The following is a 14,128-nucleotide window of genomic DNA, read 5'->3' on the forward strand; positions in this document are numbered from 1 at the left end:
GCATGACAGGCAGCATCCGATCGATACCCGCTCATTGGCGCCGCCCCCTGGCTGCACTTGTATTGCTGCAGGCTGCAATCCTGGCCATCTATTGGCATTCGGCCTGGGGCATGGCCATGATCTGGGCGCGCTCCGATACCTATGCGCATGGGTTCGTGGTGCCTTTCATTGCTCTGTGGCTGGTGTGGCGTCAACGTGCCGCACTGGCTCCCATGGTGCCGCGCCCTGGGCGGTTGGCGTGGCTCCTCATGGCGGGTGCGGCAGCGCTCTGGCTGGTCGGCGATCTGGTTTCCGTGAATGCGGCGACACAGCTCGCGCTCATGATGCTCATTGTGCTGTCAGTGCCGGCAGTTCTGGGCTGGCGCATCACCAGGGCGTTGGCTTTCCCTTTGGGCTTTCTGTTCTTCGCCGTGCCCATCGGCGATTTCCTGATGCCGCGCCTGATGGAGTGGACGGCCGATTTCACCGTTCTGGCGCTGCGTGTGAGCGGCATTCCGGTATACCGCGAAGGACTGCAATTCATCATCCCGTCGGGGACTTGGTCCGTCGTCGAGGCATGCAGCGGCATCCGCTACCTCATCGCGTCGGTGACGGTGGGCTGCCTGTTCGCCTATCTCAGCTACCACAGCATGCGCAAGCGCATGGTGTTCATTGGCGTGGCCATCGTGGTCCCCCTGGTGGCCAATTGGTTGCGTGCATACCTCATCGTGATGCTGGGGCACTTTTCAGGAAACACCATTGCGACTGGCGTGGACCATCTTATCTACGGCTGGCTTTTCTTTGGGCTGGTCATCGGCATCATGTTTCTCATCGGTGCGCGCTGGGTTGATCCAATGCCGCCGCTCAAGGCTTCAGTACCCGGGAGCCTGGTTGAAGCAAGCTACTTGAACCGGTGGCCATGGTTTGCACTGTCGCTGCCTTTCGTGGTCGTGCTGGCCCCGTACGCAGTGCTGGCCATCATGAACCTGGGTACGAAGACGGCGCCTGTTCAATTGGCTAGGCCGATCGTCGCGGCTCCTTGGCACGCTACGGCCATGCCGCCCAGTTCCTGGGAGCCCGCATTCCAGAACGCATCTGCCGAGTTGCACATGGGTCTTGCGGATGCCCAAGGCAGACCGCTGGGTTTGCTCGTGAGCTACTACCGCCAGCAGAACTACAAGCGCAAGCTGGTCAGCTCGGAGAACGTGCTGGTGCGTAGCCTGGATCCCGTCTGGGCACGCGTGGCCAGTGGTTCCGCCAATGTGCAAATGCAGGGGAGGGCCCTGCGCGTGGACAGCGCCGTGATACGCCAGCATGCGCGTGGCATGGTCGGTGCGGGTGAGCGCTTGCTGGCGTGGCGCTTCTACTGGGTCCATGGCACCTTCACAGCCAGCGATTACGCGGGCAAGATCCGGGGCGCTCTGGGGCGCATCAGCGGCTGGGGCGACGACGGAGCCAATATCGTGATCTACACGCCCTTGTCGGATGCCAAAGAAGCGGAGGCTGATGCTTCGGCGCTCTTGCAGTCCTATCTGGACAGCCAGGGAAGCGCCCTGGCACAGGCGCTGCGACAAACACGAGGGCGCGACTGAGCATGTGCGGCATTTCCGGCATTTTCGACACGCGGGGTACGGGCACGATCCCGCGCGACCTGATTTCGCGGATCAACAACGTCCAATCCCACCGCGGACCCGACGAAAACGAAGTCCACCTGGAGCCCGGCCTGGCATTGGGGCACCGGCGCCTGTCGGTCATCGACCTAGCCACGGGCACTCAGCCTCTGTTCAATGAAGACGGCACCGTGGGCATCGTCTTCAATGGCGAGATCTATAACTACCTTGAGTTGATGCAGGAGCTCAATGATCTGGGCTACCGTTTCAGGACGCGCAGCGACACTGAAGTGATCGTGCATGCCTGGCAGGCCTGGGGTGAGGCGTGCGTGCACAGGCTCAGAGGCATGTTCGCCTTCGCCTTGTGGGATCGTAAACACCAAACCTTGTTTCTTGCACGCGACCGCATGGGCGTCAAGCCCATGCATTACGCGTGGTTGCCGGACGGCAGCTTCATTTTTGGCTCCGAGCTCAAAGTGCTGACCGCCCACCCGGGTTTCGTGCGCGACATCGATCCGCTCGCGGTGGAGGGCTATTTTTCGTTCGGGTACGTTCCCGATCCGCGCTGCATCTACCAGAACGCCCACAAGCTGCCCGCTGCCCACACGCTCACGCTGCGCCGTGGTGACGCAGGCAGGCCGGCTCCACGCCCCTACTGGGACGTGCGCTTCACCAACGACAACCCCATCAAGCTGCAGGACGCGCAAGCCGAGCTGCGTGAGCGCGTGCGCGAGTCCGTGCGCCTGCGCATGATCGCCGATGTGCCACTGGGCGCCTTCCTGTCGGGTGGCGTGGATTCCAGTGCCGTGGTGGCCACCATGGCGGGCCTGTCCAGCACGCCGGTGCACACCTGCTCCATCGGGTTTGACGATCCTCGTTTCGATGAGTCGAGCTTCGCCCAGCAGGTGGCCGATCATTACCGGACCGACCATAGGCTGGATATCGTCAGCAGCGACGACTTCGATCTCATCGACACCTTGGCCTGGCTCTACGACGAGCCCTTTGCGGACAGTTCGGCCATTCCCACGTATCGCGTCTGCCAGATGGCGCGCAAGCACGTCACGGTGGCGCTCTCCGGTGACGGGGGCGACGAGAGCATGGGCGGTTACCGGCGCTACCGCATGCATCTCGGCGAGGAGGCCGTACGCGGGCGCCTGCCGCTCGCGCTGCGCCGCGGCATGTTCGGACCATTGGGGCGCTGGTATCCCAAGGCCGACTGGGCGCCGCGTTCGCTGCGCGCCAAGACCACCTTCCAGGCCCTGGCCATGGATAGCGTGCAGGCATACTGCCACAGCATGTCGCAACTGCGTGGCGACGAGCGCCGGGCGCTGTTCTCGCCTGCCTTCCAGCGCAGTTTGGGGGGCTATGGCGCGCTCGAGGTGTTTCGCCTGCATGCCGAGCAGGCCCAGACCGAGGACCCGCTTGCCCTGATCCAGTACCTGGACTACAAGACTTGGTTGGTGGGCGACATCAACACCAAGGTCGATCGCGCCAGCATGGCCCACTCGCTGGAGGTGCGCGAGCCGCTGATGGATCACCTGCTGGTGGAGTGGCTGGCCACGCTGCCCAGCGACTTCAAGATCCGCGCAGGCCAGGGCAAGGTCATCTTCAAGCAGGCCTATGAACCCCTGCTGCCGCGCGACGTACTGTATCGGCCAAAGATGGGATTTTCAGTACCGCTGGCGGCCTGGTTGCGCGGCCCGTTGAAAGACCGCGTGCGCCTGGCGCTGCTGGGCGAGCGCATGCGCGACTGTGGCTACTTCAACCCCGTGACCCTGCGCCGCCTGGTCGATGAGCACAACAGCGGCCTGCGCGACCACGCCACTGCGCTGTGGATGCTGCTCATGTTCGAGGCCTTCCTGCGCCTGAACGAAGGGGCCGCTCCCCATGGCTGAGGCGGACCGCGTTCGCGTCGTGCATGTGGTGCACAGCTTCGGCGTAGGCGGGCTGGAGAACGTCATCGTGCAACTCATCAACCGCTTGCCGCCCGCTCGCTTCGAGCACGTGGTGCTGGCACTGACCACCGTGAGCGAATTCCGCCAGCGCATCGCCCGCCCCGATGTGCGCTTCATCGCGCTGCACAAGCCTCCTGGCCATGCCGTGCCCCTGTACCCCCGGCTGTACCGCCTGTTGCGCGAGCTGCGGCCCCATGTGCTGCACACCTGCAACTTGGCAGCGCTGGAGGTGGTACCGCTGGCGTGGCTGGCACGTGTGCCGCTGCGTGTGCACGCCGAGCATGGCTGGGACGCGCACGACCCCCAGGGCCGCAATCCGCGCTATCAGCGCCTGCGCCGCCTGTACCGGCCCTTCGTGAATCATTACGTGGCCGTTTCGCGCGATCTGGACGACTACCTTGGCCGTGCGGTGGGTGTGCCGGCGCGGCGGCGCCACCTCATTGCCAACGGAGTGGACACCGACGCCTTTGCACCGGCGCATGGCATGCCTCGCGCGGTATCGGGCTGCCCCTTCGAGCCAGGCAGGCACTGGCTGGTGGGAACGGTGGGCCGTCTGCAGACCGTAAAGAACCAGCCCCTATTGGCGCGCGCTTTCGTGCGTGCCTTGCAAGACAATCCCGCCATGCGCGATACCGCGCGCTTGGTCATCGTCGGTGAAGGCCCGCTGCGCACCGAGGTCGAGCGCGTGCTCGCCGAGGCTGGCATGAGTGACCTGGCCTGGCTGCCGGGCGCCCGGGCCGACGTGGCCGACGTACTGCGCTCGTTCGACCTGTTCGTTCTGCCTTCGCAGACCGAAGGCACCTCGTGCACGCTGCAGGAGGCCATGGCCAGCGGCCTGCCCGTGGTGGCCACCGCAGTGGGCGGCACGCCCGACCTCGTGCAGGAGGGCGTCACGGGGCACCTGGTGCCGTCCGACGACGAGCAGGCGCTGGCCGACGCCATGGCGCGCGCCTTCAGCGATCCTGGCGCGGCCGTCCGCCAGGGCCAGGCTGGCCGCGAACATGCGCTGCGCCGCTTCGCCATGGGCACCATGGTGCGGCAATACCAACAACTGTTCGATCCCCAGGTGGGTCGGGCTACCGTCTGACATGCGTATCCTCTACCACCATCGCACAGCCTCGAAAGATGGGCAGGCTGTGCATATCGAAGAAATGATCGACGCCATGCGCGCCCTGGGGCACGAGGTGCGCGTCGTCGCCCCTCTGGCCGATCAGGACGATGGTCGTATGGGCGGTGGTGTGGGCTGGGTGCATCACCTCAAGGCCGTATTGCCCAAGGCCATGTATGAATTCATGGAACTGGCCTATAGCCTGGTGGCCTATCGCAAGCTGATGGCCACAGCACGCGAATTCAAGCCCGACCTCATCTACGAGCGCTACAACCTGTTCCTGCTGGCCGGTCTCATGGTCAAGCGCCGCCTGGACGTGCCTCTGTTACTGGAAGTGAATGCGCCATTGGTGTTCGAGCGCTCGCAGCACAGCGGTGGCTTGGCCTTGCGCACCTTGGCCCGCTGGGCCGAGGGCAAGGCCTGGCGTGGGGCTGATGCCGTGCTGCCCGTCACTGCCGTGCTGGCTGCCCATGTGCGCGACTATGGCGTGCCGGCCGAGCGGATCCATGTCATCCCCAATGGCATCAACCGCGCCCACTTCGCCCATGCCCCAAGTCCGGCCGAGGCTAAAGCCAGCCTTGGCTTGCAGGGCAGGGTTGTGCTGGGCTTTACCGGATTCGTGCGTGACTGGCATGGTGTCGATCGCATCATTGATTGGATGGCCGGCACAGATGCACCCACTGACACCCATCTGTTAGTGGTGGGGGACGGTCCGGTACGCACCGAACTGCAGGCCCAGGCCTGCCGTCTGGGACTGGGAGAACGAGTCACCTTCACCGGCGTGATCCACCGTGACCAAGTGCCCGCTTACGTGGCTGCCTTCGACGTGGCTTTGCAACCCGCCGTCACGCCCTATGCTTCGCCGCTCAAGCTCATGGAATATCTGGTGCTGGGTAAGGCCGTTATCGCTCCGGCCACGCCCAACCTGCAAGAGGTGCTGGCCGATGGTCTCAATGCGCTGCTGTTCGATGAAGCACAGCCCGGCGCACTGGAGCATGTCCTGCAGCGCGTGTGCAGCGACAGCGTGTTACGCGGGCGTCTGGCCCAAGGGGCGGCGGACACTATCGACCGGCTGGAACTGACCTGGCTGGGTAATGCGCGCAGGGCTCTGAGCCTGGTACAAGCGAGGGGGTGATGAAAATTCTGCTGTTCTCCAGCCTTTACCCCAGTGCGGTGCGCCCCATCCATGGCATCTTCGTGGAGACGCGCTTGCGCGAACTGCTCAAGACGGGCGAGGTGCAGGCCAAGGTGGTGGCGCCCGTGCCGTGGTTTCCTTTCAAGGGCAAGCGCTTTGGCGCATACGCGCGGTTCGCCGCCACGCCGCACATGGAGCAGCGCAACGGTGTCGAGGTGCATCACCCGCGTTATCTGCTGCTGCCCAAGGTGGGCATGAATCTCGCGCCTTATGCCATGGCGCTGGGGGCCTTGCCCGCCATCCGCCGGTTGCAGCGCCGGGGTTTCGACTTCGACCTCATTGATGCCCACTACTACTACCCCGACGGCGTGGCCGCCGCGCTGTTGGCCAAATGGCTTAACAAGCCGTTTGTGGTGACGGCTCGCGGCTCCGACCTGAACCTCATCGCGCAGTACTCTTTTCCGCGCAAGCTGATCCTGCAGGCGGCTGAGCAGGCCAGCGCTTCGATTGGCGTGAGCCAGGCGCTCATGGACCGTTTGGCAGAACTGGGGGCCGATCGCTCCAAGCTCAACATCTTGCGCAACGGTGTGGACCTGGAGCGTTTCGTGCCCGAAGACCGTGCCGAAGCCCGCCAGCGCCTGGGCTTGCCGGTACCGGGACGCTACTTGCTCTCGGTTGGGAACCTGGTCGAGCTCAAGGGCCACCACATCGCCATCGAGGCACTGTCTCACTTGCCTGAAGTCACGCTGCTGATCGCAGGCGCCGGTCCGGAAGAGGGCTCCTTGAAAGTCTTGGCCGAGCGCATGGGCGTGGCTGAGCGTGTGTGCTGGGCTGGCGTGGTACCCCAGGCTGAACTGAAGTGGTGGTACAGCGCGGCCGATGCCCTGGCCCTGTGCAGCAGCCGCGAGGGCTGGGCCAACGTGCTGCTGGAGGCCATGGCCTGCGGTACGCCGGTGGTGGCGACCGATATTTGTGGTACGCCCGAGGTGGTGAGTAGGCCAGCGGCCGGTGTGCTCATGGCCCGCCGCGATGCACGGGCCCTGGTCACGGCCTGGCTCGACCTGCACAGCCAATTGCCAACGCGAGAAGAAACCCGAGCCTACGCGCAGACCTTCTCCTGGGATGCAACGACGCAGGGGCAACTACAACTGTTTCGAAGGATCGCTGATGCCCGGCGCTGATTGGCGTCCCATCGATCGGCAAGAGCGCCTGCTGGCCTGGGCTTTGGTGCTGGCGTGCGTGGTGCTGCTGTTCGTGCAGGCACCGCACGGCGGGGCCTTTTACTGGAGTGACTCGCCACGCCACGCCCTCAATGGCGTATTTGTCATGGACCTCGTCAAGGCCATGCCCTTGGATGACCCCACCGGCTATGCCTACCGCTATTACGCTCAGTACCCCGCGCTCACCATCCTGCTCTATCCGCCGCTGTTCTATGCGATCAGCGCGCCGTTCTATGCCGTATTTGGGGTGTCGCAAGAAACGGCGCTGCTGGTGGTGGCCCTGCACTACGTCGCGCTGGGCCTGGGCTGCTGGCGCTTGGCTCGCTACTGGCTGCCTGCGGTGCCGTCGCTGGCCTTTGCCGCGCTGGTGCTGTGGCTGCCTGAGGTGGCGTTCTGGGGCCGACAGGTAATGCTGGAGGTGCCTGCATTTGCATTTCTAGCCTGGAGCGCAGTGGCCGTGATGGCCTACCTGAGTGGCGGTCACGTGAAGTGGCTGTACCTGGGGGTGGCGTTGCTGGTGCTGGGCATGTACACCAAGATCAGCGTGGGCTACATGGGCGTGGTTTACGCCATCTTGGTACTGCAGCGCGACGGCTGGGCGGCGATGCGCAACCGCCATCACTGGTGGGTGGCGGTCTTGGCCATTGTCGGATTGCTGCCCCTGGCGGTACTCACGCTCAAGTTCGGCCAGGCCAATGTGCAATCGGTCGCCGGCGTGGCCGATGCCGTGGCCTCGCGCGCCAGTTGGCGGGGGTGGGTGTGGTATCTGCAGCAGATTCCCTCGCAGGTGGGTTGGCCGCTGACAGTGTTGGGCCTGGCTGGTGCGGCCATGGCTGCGTGGCGGCGCACGCCCGGTTTGGGCTTCTGGTGGGCTGGCTTTGCCTTGGGCTACTTGTTTTTCTCGTCCATTGATCTGAAGGAGGCACGCCATAGCGTCTTCCTGCTGCCCACGGTAGTTTTCTTCGCCGTGCTCTTGCTGTACACGCTGCTTCCTCCGCCCCGCCTGGGGCGTTGGTCGGTGGCTGCACTGGCCCTGCTGGTGCTTGCCACTGCCGGCTTGACCGCGTGGACGCGCCCCGTGTTCTACGTGCAGGGTTATGCGCAGGCTGCCGCCGAGGTGGCACGCCTAGCGCCGCACGACAGCACGGTCCTGTTCTCAGGCTATCGCGATGGCTCGTTCGTGTTCAACATGCGGGCACGGGAAGATCGGCGTGACCTGCACGTGATGCGGGCCGACAAGCTGCTGCTTGGCGTGGCCGTGCGGCGGGAGTTGGGCGTCGAGCAGAAGGGCCTCACCGAGGCCGAGATTGCCGATGCTATCAACGCCAACGGTGTTCACTATGTGGTGATGCAGCCTGGCTTCTGGACCGACCTAGAGGCCATGCAGCGCTTCGAGCGCGTGATGGCCAGCGGCCAGTTTGAGCAGGTGGCTCGCATCGCCACTCCGGCCAACTATCCGGCGCACGAGACACAACTGGTGGTTTATCGCAACAAGGGGCAGGTGGCGCCTCGGCGGTCGGGAACGGACATCGAGCTCAAGATCATCAACCGGCGCATCAGTGCTGATTGAAAGCATGCAAAGGGGAAGACAGCGATGGAAGCACTCATTCTGGTGATCGACATGGGCCTCATGCTGTACCTGTGCTGGCGCCTGTTTCGCGGCCGGGATGGCCGGGAGGTCGATCTGGGCTATCTGCGATATGACAAGACCGATACATCGCGTTGAGTCGTCGCCATTTCCTCACCGATAGAACAACGACATGCGTGATCTGGCTTTTGCCCTGATGCTGCTCGCCGCGCTACCCTTGGCGCTGGCGCGGCCCTTCAACGCCTATCTGCTGTGGGGGTGGACCGGAATGCTGGCGCCCACCACGTATTTCTATGGCTTCATGGTGGGGGCACGGGTGAATTTCGTGTTTGCCATGCTTACCTTGGTGCTGCTGGTCTTTGGGCGGGTGTCATGGCGCAATTACCAGGGCAACGTCGTGGCCTGGCTGTACCTGCTGCTGGCTATCCATGCCACTTTCGCGTTCTGGTTTGCCTATGCCGGCAACCCTTATGACGAACAGTACTACGAGATCCTGCTCAAGGGACTGCTGTTCGCCGTGGTCATGCCCTTCTTCGTGCGCGAGCGCGTGCATTTCCATGCCGTGCTTATCGTCATTGCCCTGGGCCTGGGGATTCATGGTGTACTCAATGGCCTCAAGACCATCGCCTCGGGTGGCGGGCACCTCATGCTGGGCCCCGAGGGCACCATGCTGGCCGACCGCAACCACCTCTCCACAGCGCTGGCCCTGGTGCTTCCGGTGCTTTTGTACCTGCAGACCTATGCCACCAACCGCCTCGTCCGCCTGGGCTATCTGGGTGCTTTTTGCGTGGTGGTTCTGGCCATTTTGGGTGGCGGCTCGCGTGCTGGTTTCGTTGCGGTGTCGGTGGTGGGCATGTGGCTCATTTTCACGACCAGGCGCAAGGGCTTGGCCGTTGTCCTGGTGGTCGCCGCTGTGGTGGGTTTTCTGGCCTTTGCTCCCGAAGACATCACCGAGCGCATGTCCACCATCACGGAGGCGGAAGACGATAACTCCTTCATGGGCCGGGTGTTTGCCTGGAGGGTCAGTTCGGCCATTGCGTTGGCCAATCCAATCTTTGGTGGTGGCTTCCATGCCGTGCAGGTCCAGTCGATCTGGGACAACTTCAAGGCGTCCTCGGGCTTGCTGGGTTTTCTGCATCTGCCCGTGCCGGAGTTCTCGGCCAAGGCAGCCCACAGCATCTATTTCGAGGTGATGGGCGATCTGGGCTTTGTGGGACTGGGCCTGTTTTTGTTTATTCTGGCAAGGGCACTCTGGTGCCGGCGGGTCATCAAACGCGCGACGGCCCGGCTCGGCTCGCCATACCAATGGGCGCGCGACATGGCCGATATGCTCATGCTGGCCGTGCTGGCCTATATGGTGGGTGGCGCGGCCGTGAGTCTGGGCTACTTCGAGGTGATCTATATGGTCGTAATGCTCATGGAACTGCTGCGCATCCACGTGGTGCGTGCACTGGCCGATCCCATGCGGCGGGAGATGGCATCGGGGGCAGGAGGGAAGGCGTGATTTCGAGGCTGGTACTGCAATCCTTGTCCAAGGACAAACTGTCGGTCCTTCTGTTCCACAAGGTGCCGCAGCAGTGCGACCCGCTGGTGCCTGCCGATGTGAACATGGCCCGGTTCGAGCATTTGCTGGACTACACGTTTTCCCAGTTGCAAGTGCTTCCGTTGGAGGAGGCCGTTGGCCGCCTGCAGACAGGCCGCCTGCCAAGGCGTGCGGCCTGCATCACCTTCGATGACGGCTATCCCGACTGGCTGGCGGGTGTGGCGCCTGCACTGCGCAGGCGTAACCTGCACGCCACCTTTTTCATCACCTCGGGCCAATTTGACGGTGTCCCCCTGTGGCACGAACGCATCCTGGCGGCGCTGCGCCGCCTGCCGGGACCATGGCTGGACCTCGGCATTCCCTTTTTGCCGGCGCAGCCTGTGGTCACTATGGATGATCGGCGGCGCCAGGTGCAGCGGCTGGAGCAGGAGTTGAAATACCTTACGCTCCATCGGCGTGAGCAGATACTGCAGCAGTTGGAGGCTGCGGCAGGTGTGCAAGCAGCCGACGTTCCGGTGATGAGCGAGAACCAACTGCGCGATTTGCACAGCCAGGGCTTTGGTATTGGTGCCCACACTGCCTTGCACCCCATCCTGGACTACTGCAATGCCGAGGAAGCCGAGCGTGAGATTGGCGGCGCCCGTGAACACCTGCAAGCCATAGTGGGCGGGCCGGTGAATGGCTTTGCCTACCCCAATGGCCGTCCCTATGCCGATTTCTCCCGCCTGCACGTGGATGCCGTGAGGCATGCTGGCTACCGTTACGCTGTCACCACCCATTGGGGGGTGGCTGACGCGTGCACGTCGCCGTTCCAGATTCCGCGCTTCACTCCGTGGGCCGAGCGCGATTGGCACGTGACCTATCAACTGGTGCGCAACCTGATGACGGAACCGATGCAGGTGCCAGAGGCGGCTGTATGAGCATTGCCGTATCCCTGAAGGACGGTTTGCGCACAGCGCTCTATCGCTGCGGTGCATTGGGGGCGTGGCACCGCTGGCGCAATCGCCGCGTCCTCACGGTGCTCATGTTCCATCGGGTGCTGCCTTCTGATGACCCGGCTTTTGCCCTCGCCGAGAGGGAATTCACCTTTACCCTTGGCGGCTTTCGGCGCACGCTGGACTTCGTGCAGCGTCACTACAGCGTACTGGGCCTGGACGACTTGCAGGCTGCCCGCCGGGAGCAGCGGCCCTTGCCCCCCAACCCCATGCTGATCACCTTTGACGATGGCTGGCGCGACACCTTGACCCATGCAGTCCCCGAACTGGCCCGGCGTGGCCTGCCGGCGGTGCTGTTCCTGGCCAGTGAGGTTGTGGCTCTGGACAGTCCGCGCTGGTGGCAAGACGCGTTGGTGGCGGCCCTGGAAGAACCTGGGGCGTCTGCTCGGTTGTGTGCGGCCGCAGGGTGGACCGAGAAGCCGCAGGGGAGTGTCAGCCAGGCCCCGGCGGCCCATCTGGGCGCCATGCCGGAAGCCGAGCGCTGCGCGTGGTTGGAGCAGCATGCTCCAGGTGTCCTGGGCCAGGTTGCAGAGCGGCAAATGGTGACGCTGGGCGAATTGAAAGCCTTGGAAGCGGGCCGCCTCGCCATCGGAGGGCATGGTCACACGCACAGCCCCTTGACCTTGTCTCCAGATCCCGAGGCTGAGTTGCAGGCCAGCGAGCACATGCTGGGCGAACTGAACCAGCCAGTGCGAAGCATGTCGTTTCCGCACGGAGCCTGGTCCAGTACATTGGTCGCAGTGGCAAGAAAGAGCGGGTTCGAGTGGATGTTCACCAGCGATGCCGTGTTGGCAGATGTATCACGCTGGCCGAGTCCGTTGCCCGCGCTGGGGCGTATCCACGTGCCTGAGAACGCCTGGACCTGCAGGGCGGGCGATATTGATTCTGCTCGCCTGGCCACGTTTTTGTTCTTTCGCCCATTGCAGCGCCACTGACCCTTATGCCCATGAATACCGACCGCCTGCGCATTCGGCGCAAACCCTTCAACATGTTGACCGCGGCGGAGCGCGATGGGTGGGCACGGTTGCTCGATGAGAACTCGTCTTCGCGCTGGGCATTTCTGTCGCCTACTTATGCGGAGGCAGTGAACGCCACCGTCGATCCCGTGGATGTGCTGTTGTGCTGGCGTGACGACGAATTGGTGGGTGTAATGCCGCTGCAACGTTCGGCTGGATGGCTGGGGCGCTTGGGCCTGAGGGAGCCGGTGGGGCGCCAGATGACCGACTACTTCGGCCTCCTGGCGCGTTTCGAGGTCAGGCTGGAGTGGCAGTCATTGCTGAAGGCGGCTGGCATACCGTGTCTGTATTTCACACACCTTGACGAAAGCCAGACGGTCCATGGTCTGGCCGGAGACAGCCCGAGGAAGGGGCTGCGCACACATATTCATTCCGATGGCGGAGATACCTACTGGGAATTGCTGCGAGCCCGGAAAAGAAAGGTCGTTAGCGAGATAGAGCGGCGTGAGCGCAAACTGGTAACGGAGCATGGCTCACTGACGTTCGAGATGCAATCCGCTGCGCCTGCACAGGATCTGGAACTGCTGGTGGCGCTGAAGAACGCGCAATATCTGCGTACCGGCCATGATGGCGGAGCGTTGTTGAACCCAGCCAATGTGCGGCTATTGAACCGTCTGCTGGAGTCTCGCGATCCACTCTGTCTGCCTCGGCTCAGCGTGCTGCGTTGTGGCGGGCAACTGGTTGCGGGCCATTTCGGCCTGCAGTGCGGGCCGCTGCTGCATTATTGGTTTCCTGCCTATGACAGTCGGCTTGCCGCCTATTCCCCCGGACGTGTGCTGTATCGGCACATTCTGTCGAAGGCACGGGATTACGGCATTGCCTGCATAGACCATGGTGAGGGCGATAGCGTGGCCAAGCGGGACTTCGCCAACGATGAGCATCAGTATCTCAAAGGTTTGGTTTCAGCCAACCCTTGGGGCCAGGCGTTGGGCCTCATTCAACGGCTGCGCTGGCGTTTCGCCGCTTGATCAGTGGGTCGATGGTTTTGCATGACCTGTCCAATAGGACAGCGCGATATAGGCCAAGCAGCGAAGAGGGTGATGGCCGCGTCGCAGTGCATGCCAGAAGGCGGCTCGGGCGATGGTCCGGTCGCCGTGCCAGTAGTGGGCATAGGCATGGTCAAAGTACACGCGGGCGAGCCGTTCATGGAACGATTTGGGCGTGAGACTTTGATCATTGACCGTGTCCAATCCCCATCGTATGGCTGCTGCATTGAGTAGATTGACGAGGTGGTTCTCGGGTGACAACCGGTGCATGGCGCTGGCGCCATGGATGCGATACAGGGCCACGGGACCGTTGAGTGAATGCATTTCAGCCACCCGCGAAGCCTTGAGCCAGAAATCGTAGTCTTCACCCTGCCGCATGGCCTCGTTGAATCCGCCAATCGCCTCGTAAACGGTGCGCCGCACCACCGCAGTGTTCATGCCGACCAGCAATCCACCCAGCAGTCTGGTGTACAGCCAGCCCGACCGTTCGGGATCGGCGTGAGTGAGCTTGCTTGCGTCCTGCATGAGCGATCTGGCTGGCGCAAACGCTCCACTCGGCAATGCCTGCCATCGAATGAACTTGCCAAAGACGATGCCCACTTCCGGATGCGCGTCAAAGTAATTCACCTGTGCCTGCAACTTGCCGGGGAACCAAACGTCGTCGGCATCGAGAAAAGCCAGCAAGTCTCCCCGGGACTGTGCCATGCCCACATTGCGGGCCCGCGAAACGCCCATGCCCTGTAGGTGAATTACGCGGACGCGTTTGTCCTGAAGAGCGTACCGGTCGTAATCGTCATCTGTGGAGCCATCGTCGATGAGCAGCAATTCCAGATCGGTAAATGATTGCTGCAGCACGCTGTCTAGGGCCTCCTGCAGGTAGTCCTTGCCATTGCGCACGGGGATGATGACGGAGACACGGGGGCGGTTCATGGTCTGTCTCCAGAGTACCACGGCATCTTTTCGAGCGTCATGCGCTTTGCAGGACTTGGCGTG

Annotated in this window: 12 protein-coding genes; 11 read left to right on the forward strand and 1 reads right to left on the reverse strand. The window is 63.3% G+C overall.

What is annotated here, in order from left to right; translation table 11 throughout:
* The first annotated feature begins 2 nt into the window (after positions 1–2).
* Genes xrtA through ALIDE2_RS03515 form a run of 11 tightly spaced genes read left to right on the forward strand, consistent with a single transcriptional unit; the run spans position 3 to position 13,117 of the window.
* A complete protein-coding gene (xrtA, locus tag ALIDE2_RS03470) occupies positions 3–1,571 on the forward strand; it encodes an exosortase A (protein WP_238530096.1) in 1,569 nt (522 codons plus the stop codon).
* Between the two features lie 2 nt (positions 1,572–1,573).
* Positions 1,574–3,484 (forward strand): XrtA/PEP-CTERM system amidotransferase, encoded by a 1,911-nt coding sequence (locus ALIDE2_RS03475; protein WP_013721407.1) that lies wholly within the window; start codon positions 1,574–1,576, stop codon positions 3,482–3,484.
* Positions 3,477–4,631: a TIGR03088 family PEP-CTERM/XrtA system glycosyltransferase gene (locus ALIDE2_RS03480; protein ID WP_013721408.1), complete on the forward strand. Its 1,155-nt coding sequence runs from the start codon at positions 3,477–3,479 to the stop codon at positions 4,629–4,631. The genes ALIDE2_RS03475 and ALIDE2_RS03480 overlap by 8 nt, the downstream gene beginning before the upstream one ends.
* A 1-nt stretch (position 4,632) precedes the next feature.
* Positions 4,633–5,787: a glycosyltransferase family 4 protein gene (locus ALIDE2_RS03485; RefSeq protein WP_013721409.1), complete on the forward strand. Its 1,155-nt coding sequence runs from the start codon at positions 4,633–4,635 to the stop codon at positions 5,785–5,787.
* Positions 5,787–6,968 (forward strand): glycosyltransferase family 4 protein, encoded by a 1,182-nt coding sequence (locus ALIDE2_RS03490; RefSeq protein ID WP_013721410.1) that lies wholly within the window; start codon positions 5,787–5,789, stop codon positions 6,966–6,968. Before ALIDE2_RS03485 ends, ALIDE2_RS03490 begins: the two co-directional genes overlap by 1 nt.
* The gene (locus ALIDE2_RS03495; protein WP_013721411.1) at positions 6,955–8,577 is read left to right on the forward strand and encodes an ArnT family glycosyltransferase; all 1,623 of its coding nucleotides are present in this window, start codon (positions 6,955–6,957) and stop codon (positions 8,575–8,577) included. The genes ALIDE2_RS03490 and ALIDE2_RS03495 overlap by 14 nt, the downstream gene beginning before the upstream one ends.
* A gap of 24 nt (positions 8,578–8,601) precedes the next feature.
* Positions 8,602–8,733: a hypothetical protein gene (locus tag ALIDE2_RS25625; protein ID WP_013721412.1), complete on the forward strand. Its 132-nt coding sequence runs from the start codon at positions 8,602–8,604 to the stop codon at positions 8,731–8,733.
* Positions 8,734–8,767: 34 nt separating this feature from the next.
* Positions 8,768–10,099, forward strand: coding sequence for a putative O-glycosylation ligase, exosortase A system-associated (locus ALIDE2_RS03500; protein ID WP_013721413.1), 1,332 nt, complete (start codon positions 8,768–8,770; stop codon positions 10,097–10,099).
* Positions 10,096–11,058: a polysaccharide deacetylase family protein gene (locus ALIDE2_RS03505; protein ID WP_013721414.1), complete on the forward strand. Its 963-nt coding sequence runs from the start codon at positions 10,096–10,098 to the stop codon at positions 11,056–11,058. Before ALIDE2_RS03500 ends, ALIDE2_RS03505 begins: the two co-directional genes overlap by 4 nt.
* A complete protein-coding gene (locus tag ALIDE2_RS03510) occupies positions 11,055–12,068 on the forward strand; it encodes a polysaccharide deacetylase family protein (RefSeq protein WP_013721415.1) in 1,014 nt (337 codons plus the stop codon). Before ALIDE2_RS03505 ends, ALIDE2_RS03510 begins: the two co-directional genes overlap by 4 nt.
* A gap of 11 nt (positions 12,069–12,079) precedes the next feature.
* Positions 12,080–13,117: a GNAT family N-acetyltransferase gene (locus tag ALIDE2_RS03515; RefSeq protein ID WP_013721416.1), complete on the forward strand. Its 1,038-nt coding sequence runs from the start codon at positions 12,080–12,082 to the stop codon at positions 13,115–13,117.
* Here the strand turns inward: ALIDE2_RS03515 and ALIDE2_RS03520 are convergent, their stop codons facing one another.
* Complete coding sequence (locus ALIDE2_RS03520) at positions 13,118–14,065, reverse strand: glycosyltransferase family 2 protein (protein WP_013721417.1); 948 nt, start codon at positions 14,063–14,065, stop codon at positions 13,118–13,120.
* Positions 14,066–14,128: the final 63 nt, after the last annotated feature.

The organism is Alicycliphilus denitrificans K601, from assembly GCF_000204645.1.
Taxonomy (GTDB): Bacteria; Pseudomonadota; Gammaproteobacteria; order Burkholderiales; family Burkholderiaceae_C; genus Alicycliphilus; species Alicycliphilus denitrificans.

Excerpts from the sequence above, each read along its gene's own strand:
- ALIDE2_RS03495 (WP_013721411.1), top strand. The coding sequence starts at position 6,955 with ATGCCCGGCGCTGATTGGCGTCCCATCGATCGGCAAGAGCGCCTGCTG.
- ALIDE2_RS03485 (WP_013721409.1), top strand. The coding sequence starts at position 4,633 with ATGCGTATCCTCTACCACCATCGCACAGCCTCGAAAGATGGGCAGGCT.
- ALIDE2_RS03510 (WP_013721415.1), top strand. The coding sequence starts at position 11,055 with ATGAGCATTGCCGTATCCCTGAAGGACGGTTTGCGCACAGCGCTCTAT.
- ALIDE2_RS03520 (WP_013721417.1), bottom strand. The coding sequence starts at position 14,065 with ATGAACCGCCCCCGTGTCTCCGTCATCATCCCCGTGCGCAATGGCAAG.
- ALIDE2_RS03490 (WP_013721410.1), top strand. The coding sequence starts at position 5,787 with ATGAAAATTCTGCTGTTCTCCAGCCTTTACCCCAGTGCGGTGCGCCCC.
- ALIDE2_RS03480 (WP_013721408.1), top strand. The coding sequence starts at position 3,477 with ATGGCTGAGGCGGACCGCGTTCGCGTCGTGCATGTGGTGCACAGCTTC.
- xrtA (WP_238530096.1), top strand. The coding sequence starts at position 3 with ATGACAGGCAGCATCCGATCGATACCCGCTCATTGGCGCCGCCCCCTG.
- ALIDE2_RS03475 (WP_013721407.1), top strand. The coding sequence starts at position 1,574 with ATGTGCGGCATTTCCGGCATTTTCGACACGCGGGGTACGGGCACGATC.
- ALIDE2_RS25625 (WP_013721412.1), top strand. The coding sequence starts at position 8,602 with ATGGAAGCACTCATTCTGGTGATCGACATGGGCCTCATGCTGTACCTG.
- ALIDE2_RS03500 (WP_013721413.1), top strand. The coding sequence starts at position 8,768 with ATGCGTGATCTGGCTTTTGCCCTGATGCTGCTCGCCGCGCTACCCTTG.
- ALIDE2_RS03515 (WP_013721416.1), top strand. The coding sequence starts at position 12,080 with ATGAATACCGACCGCCTGCGCATTCGGCGCAAACCCTTCAACATGTTG.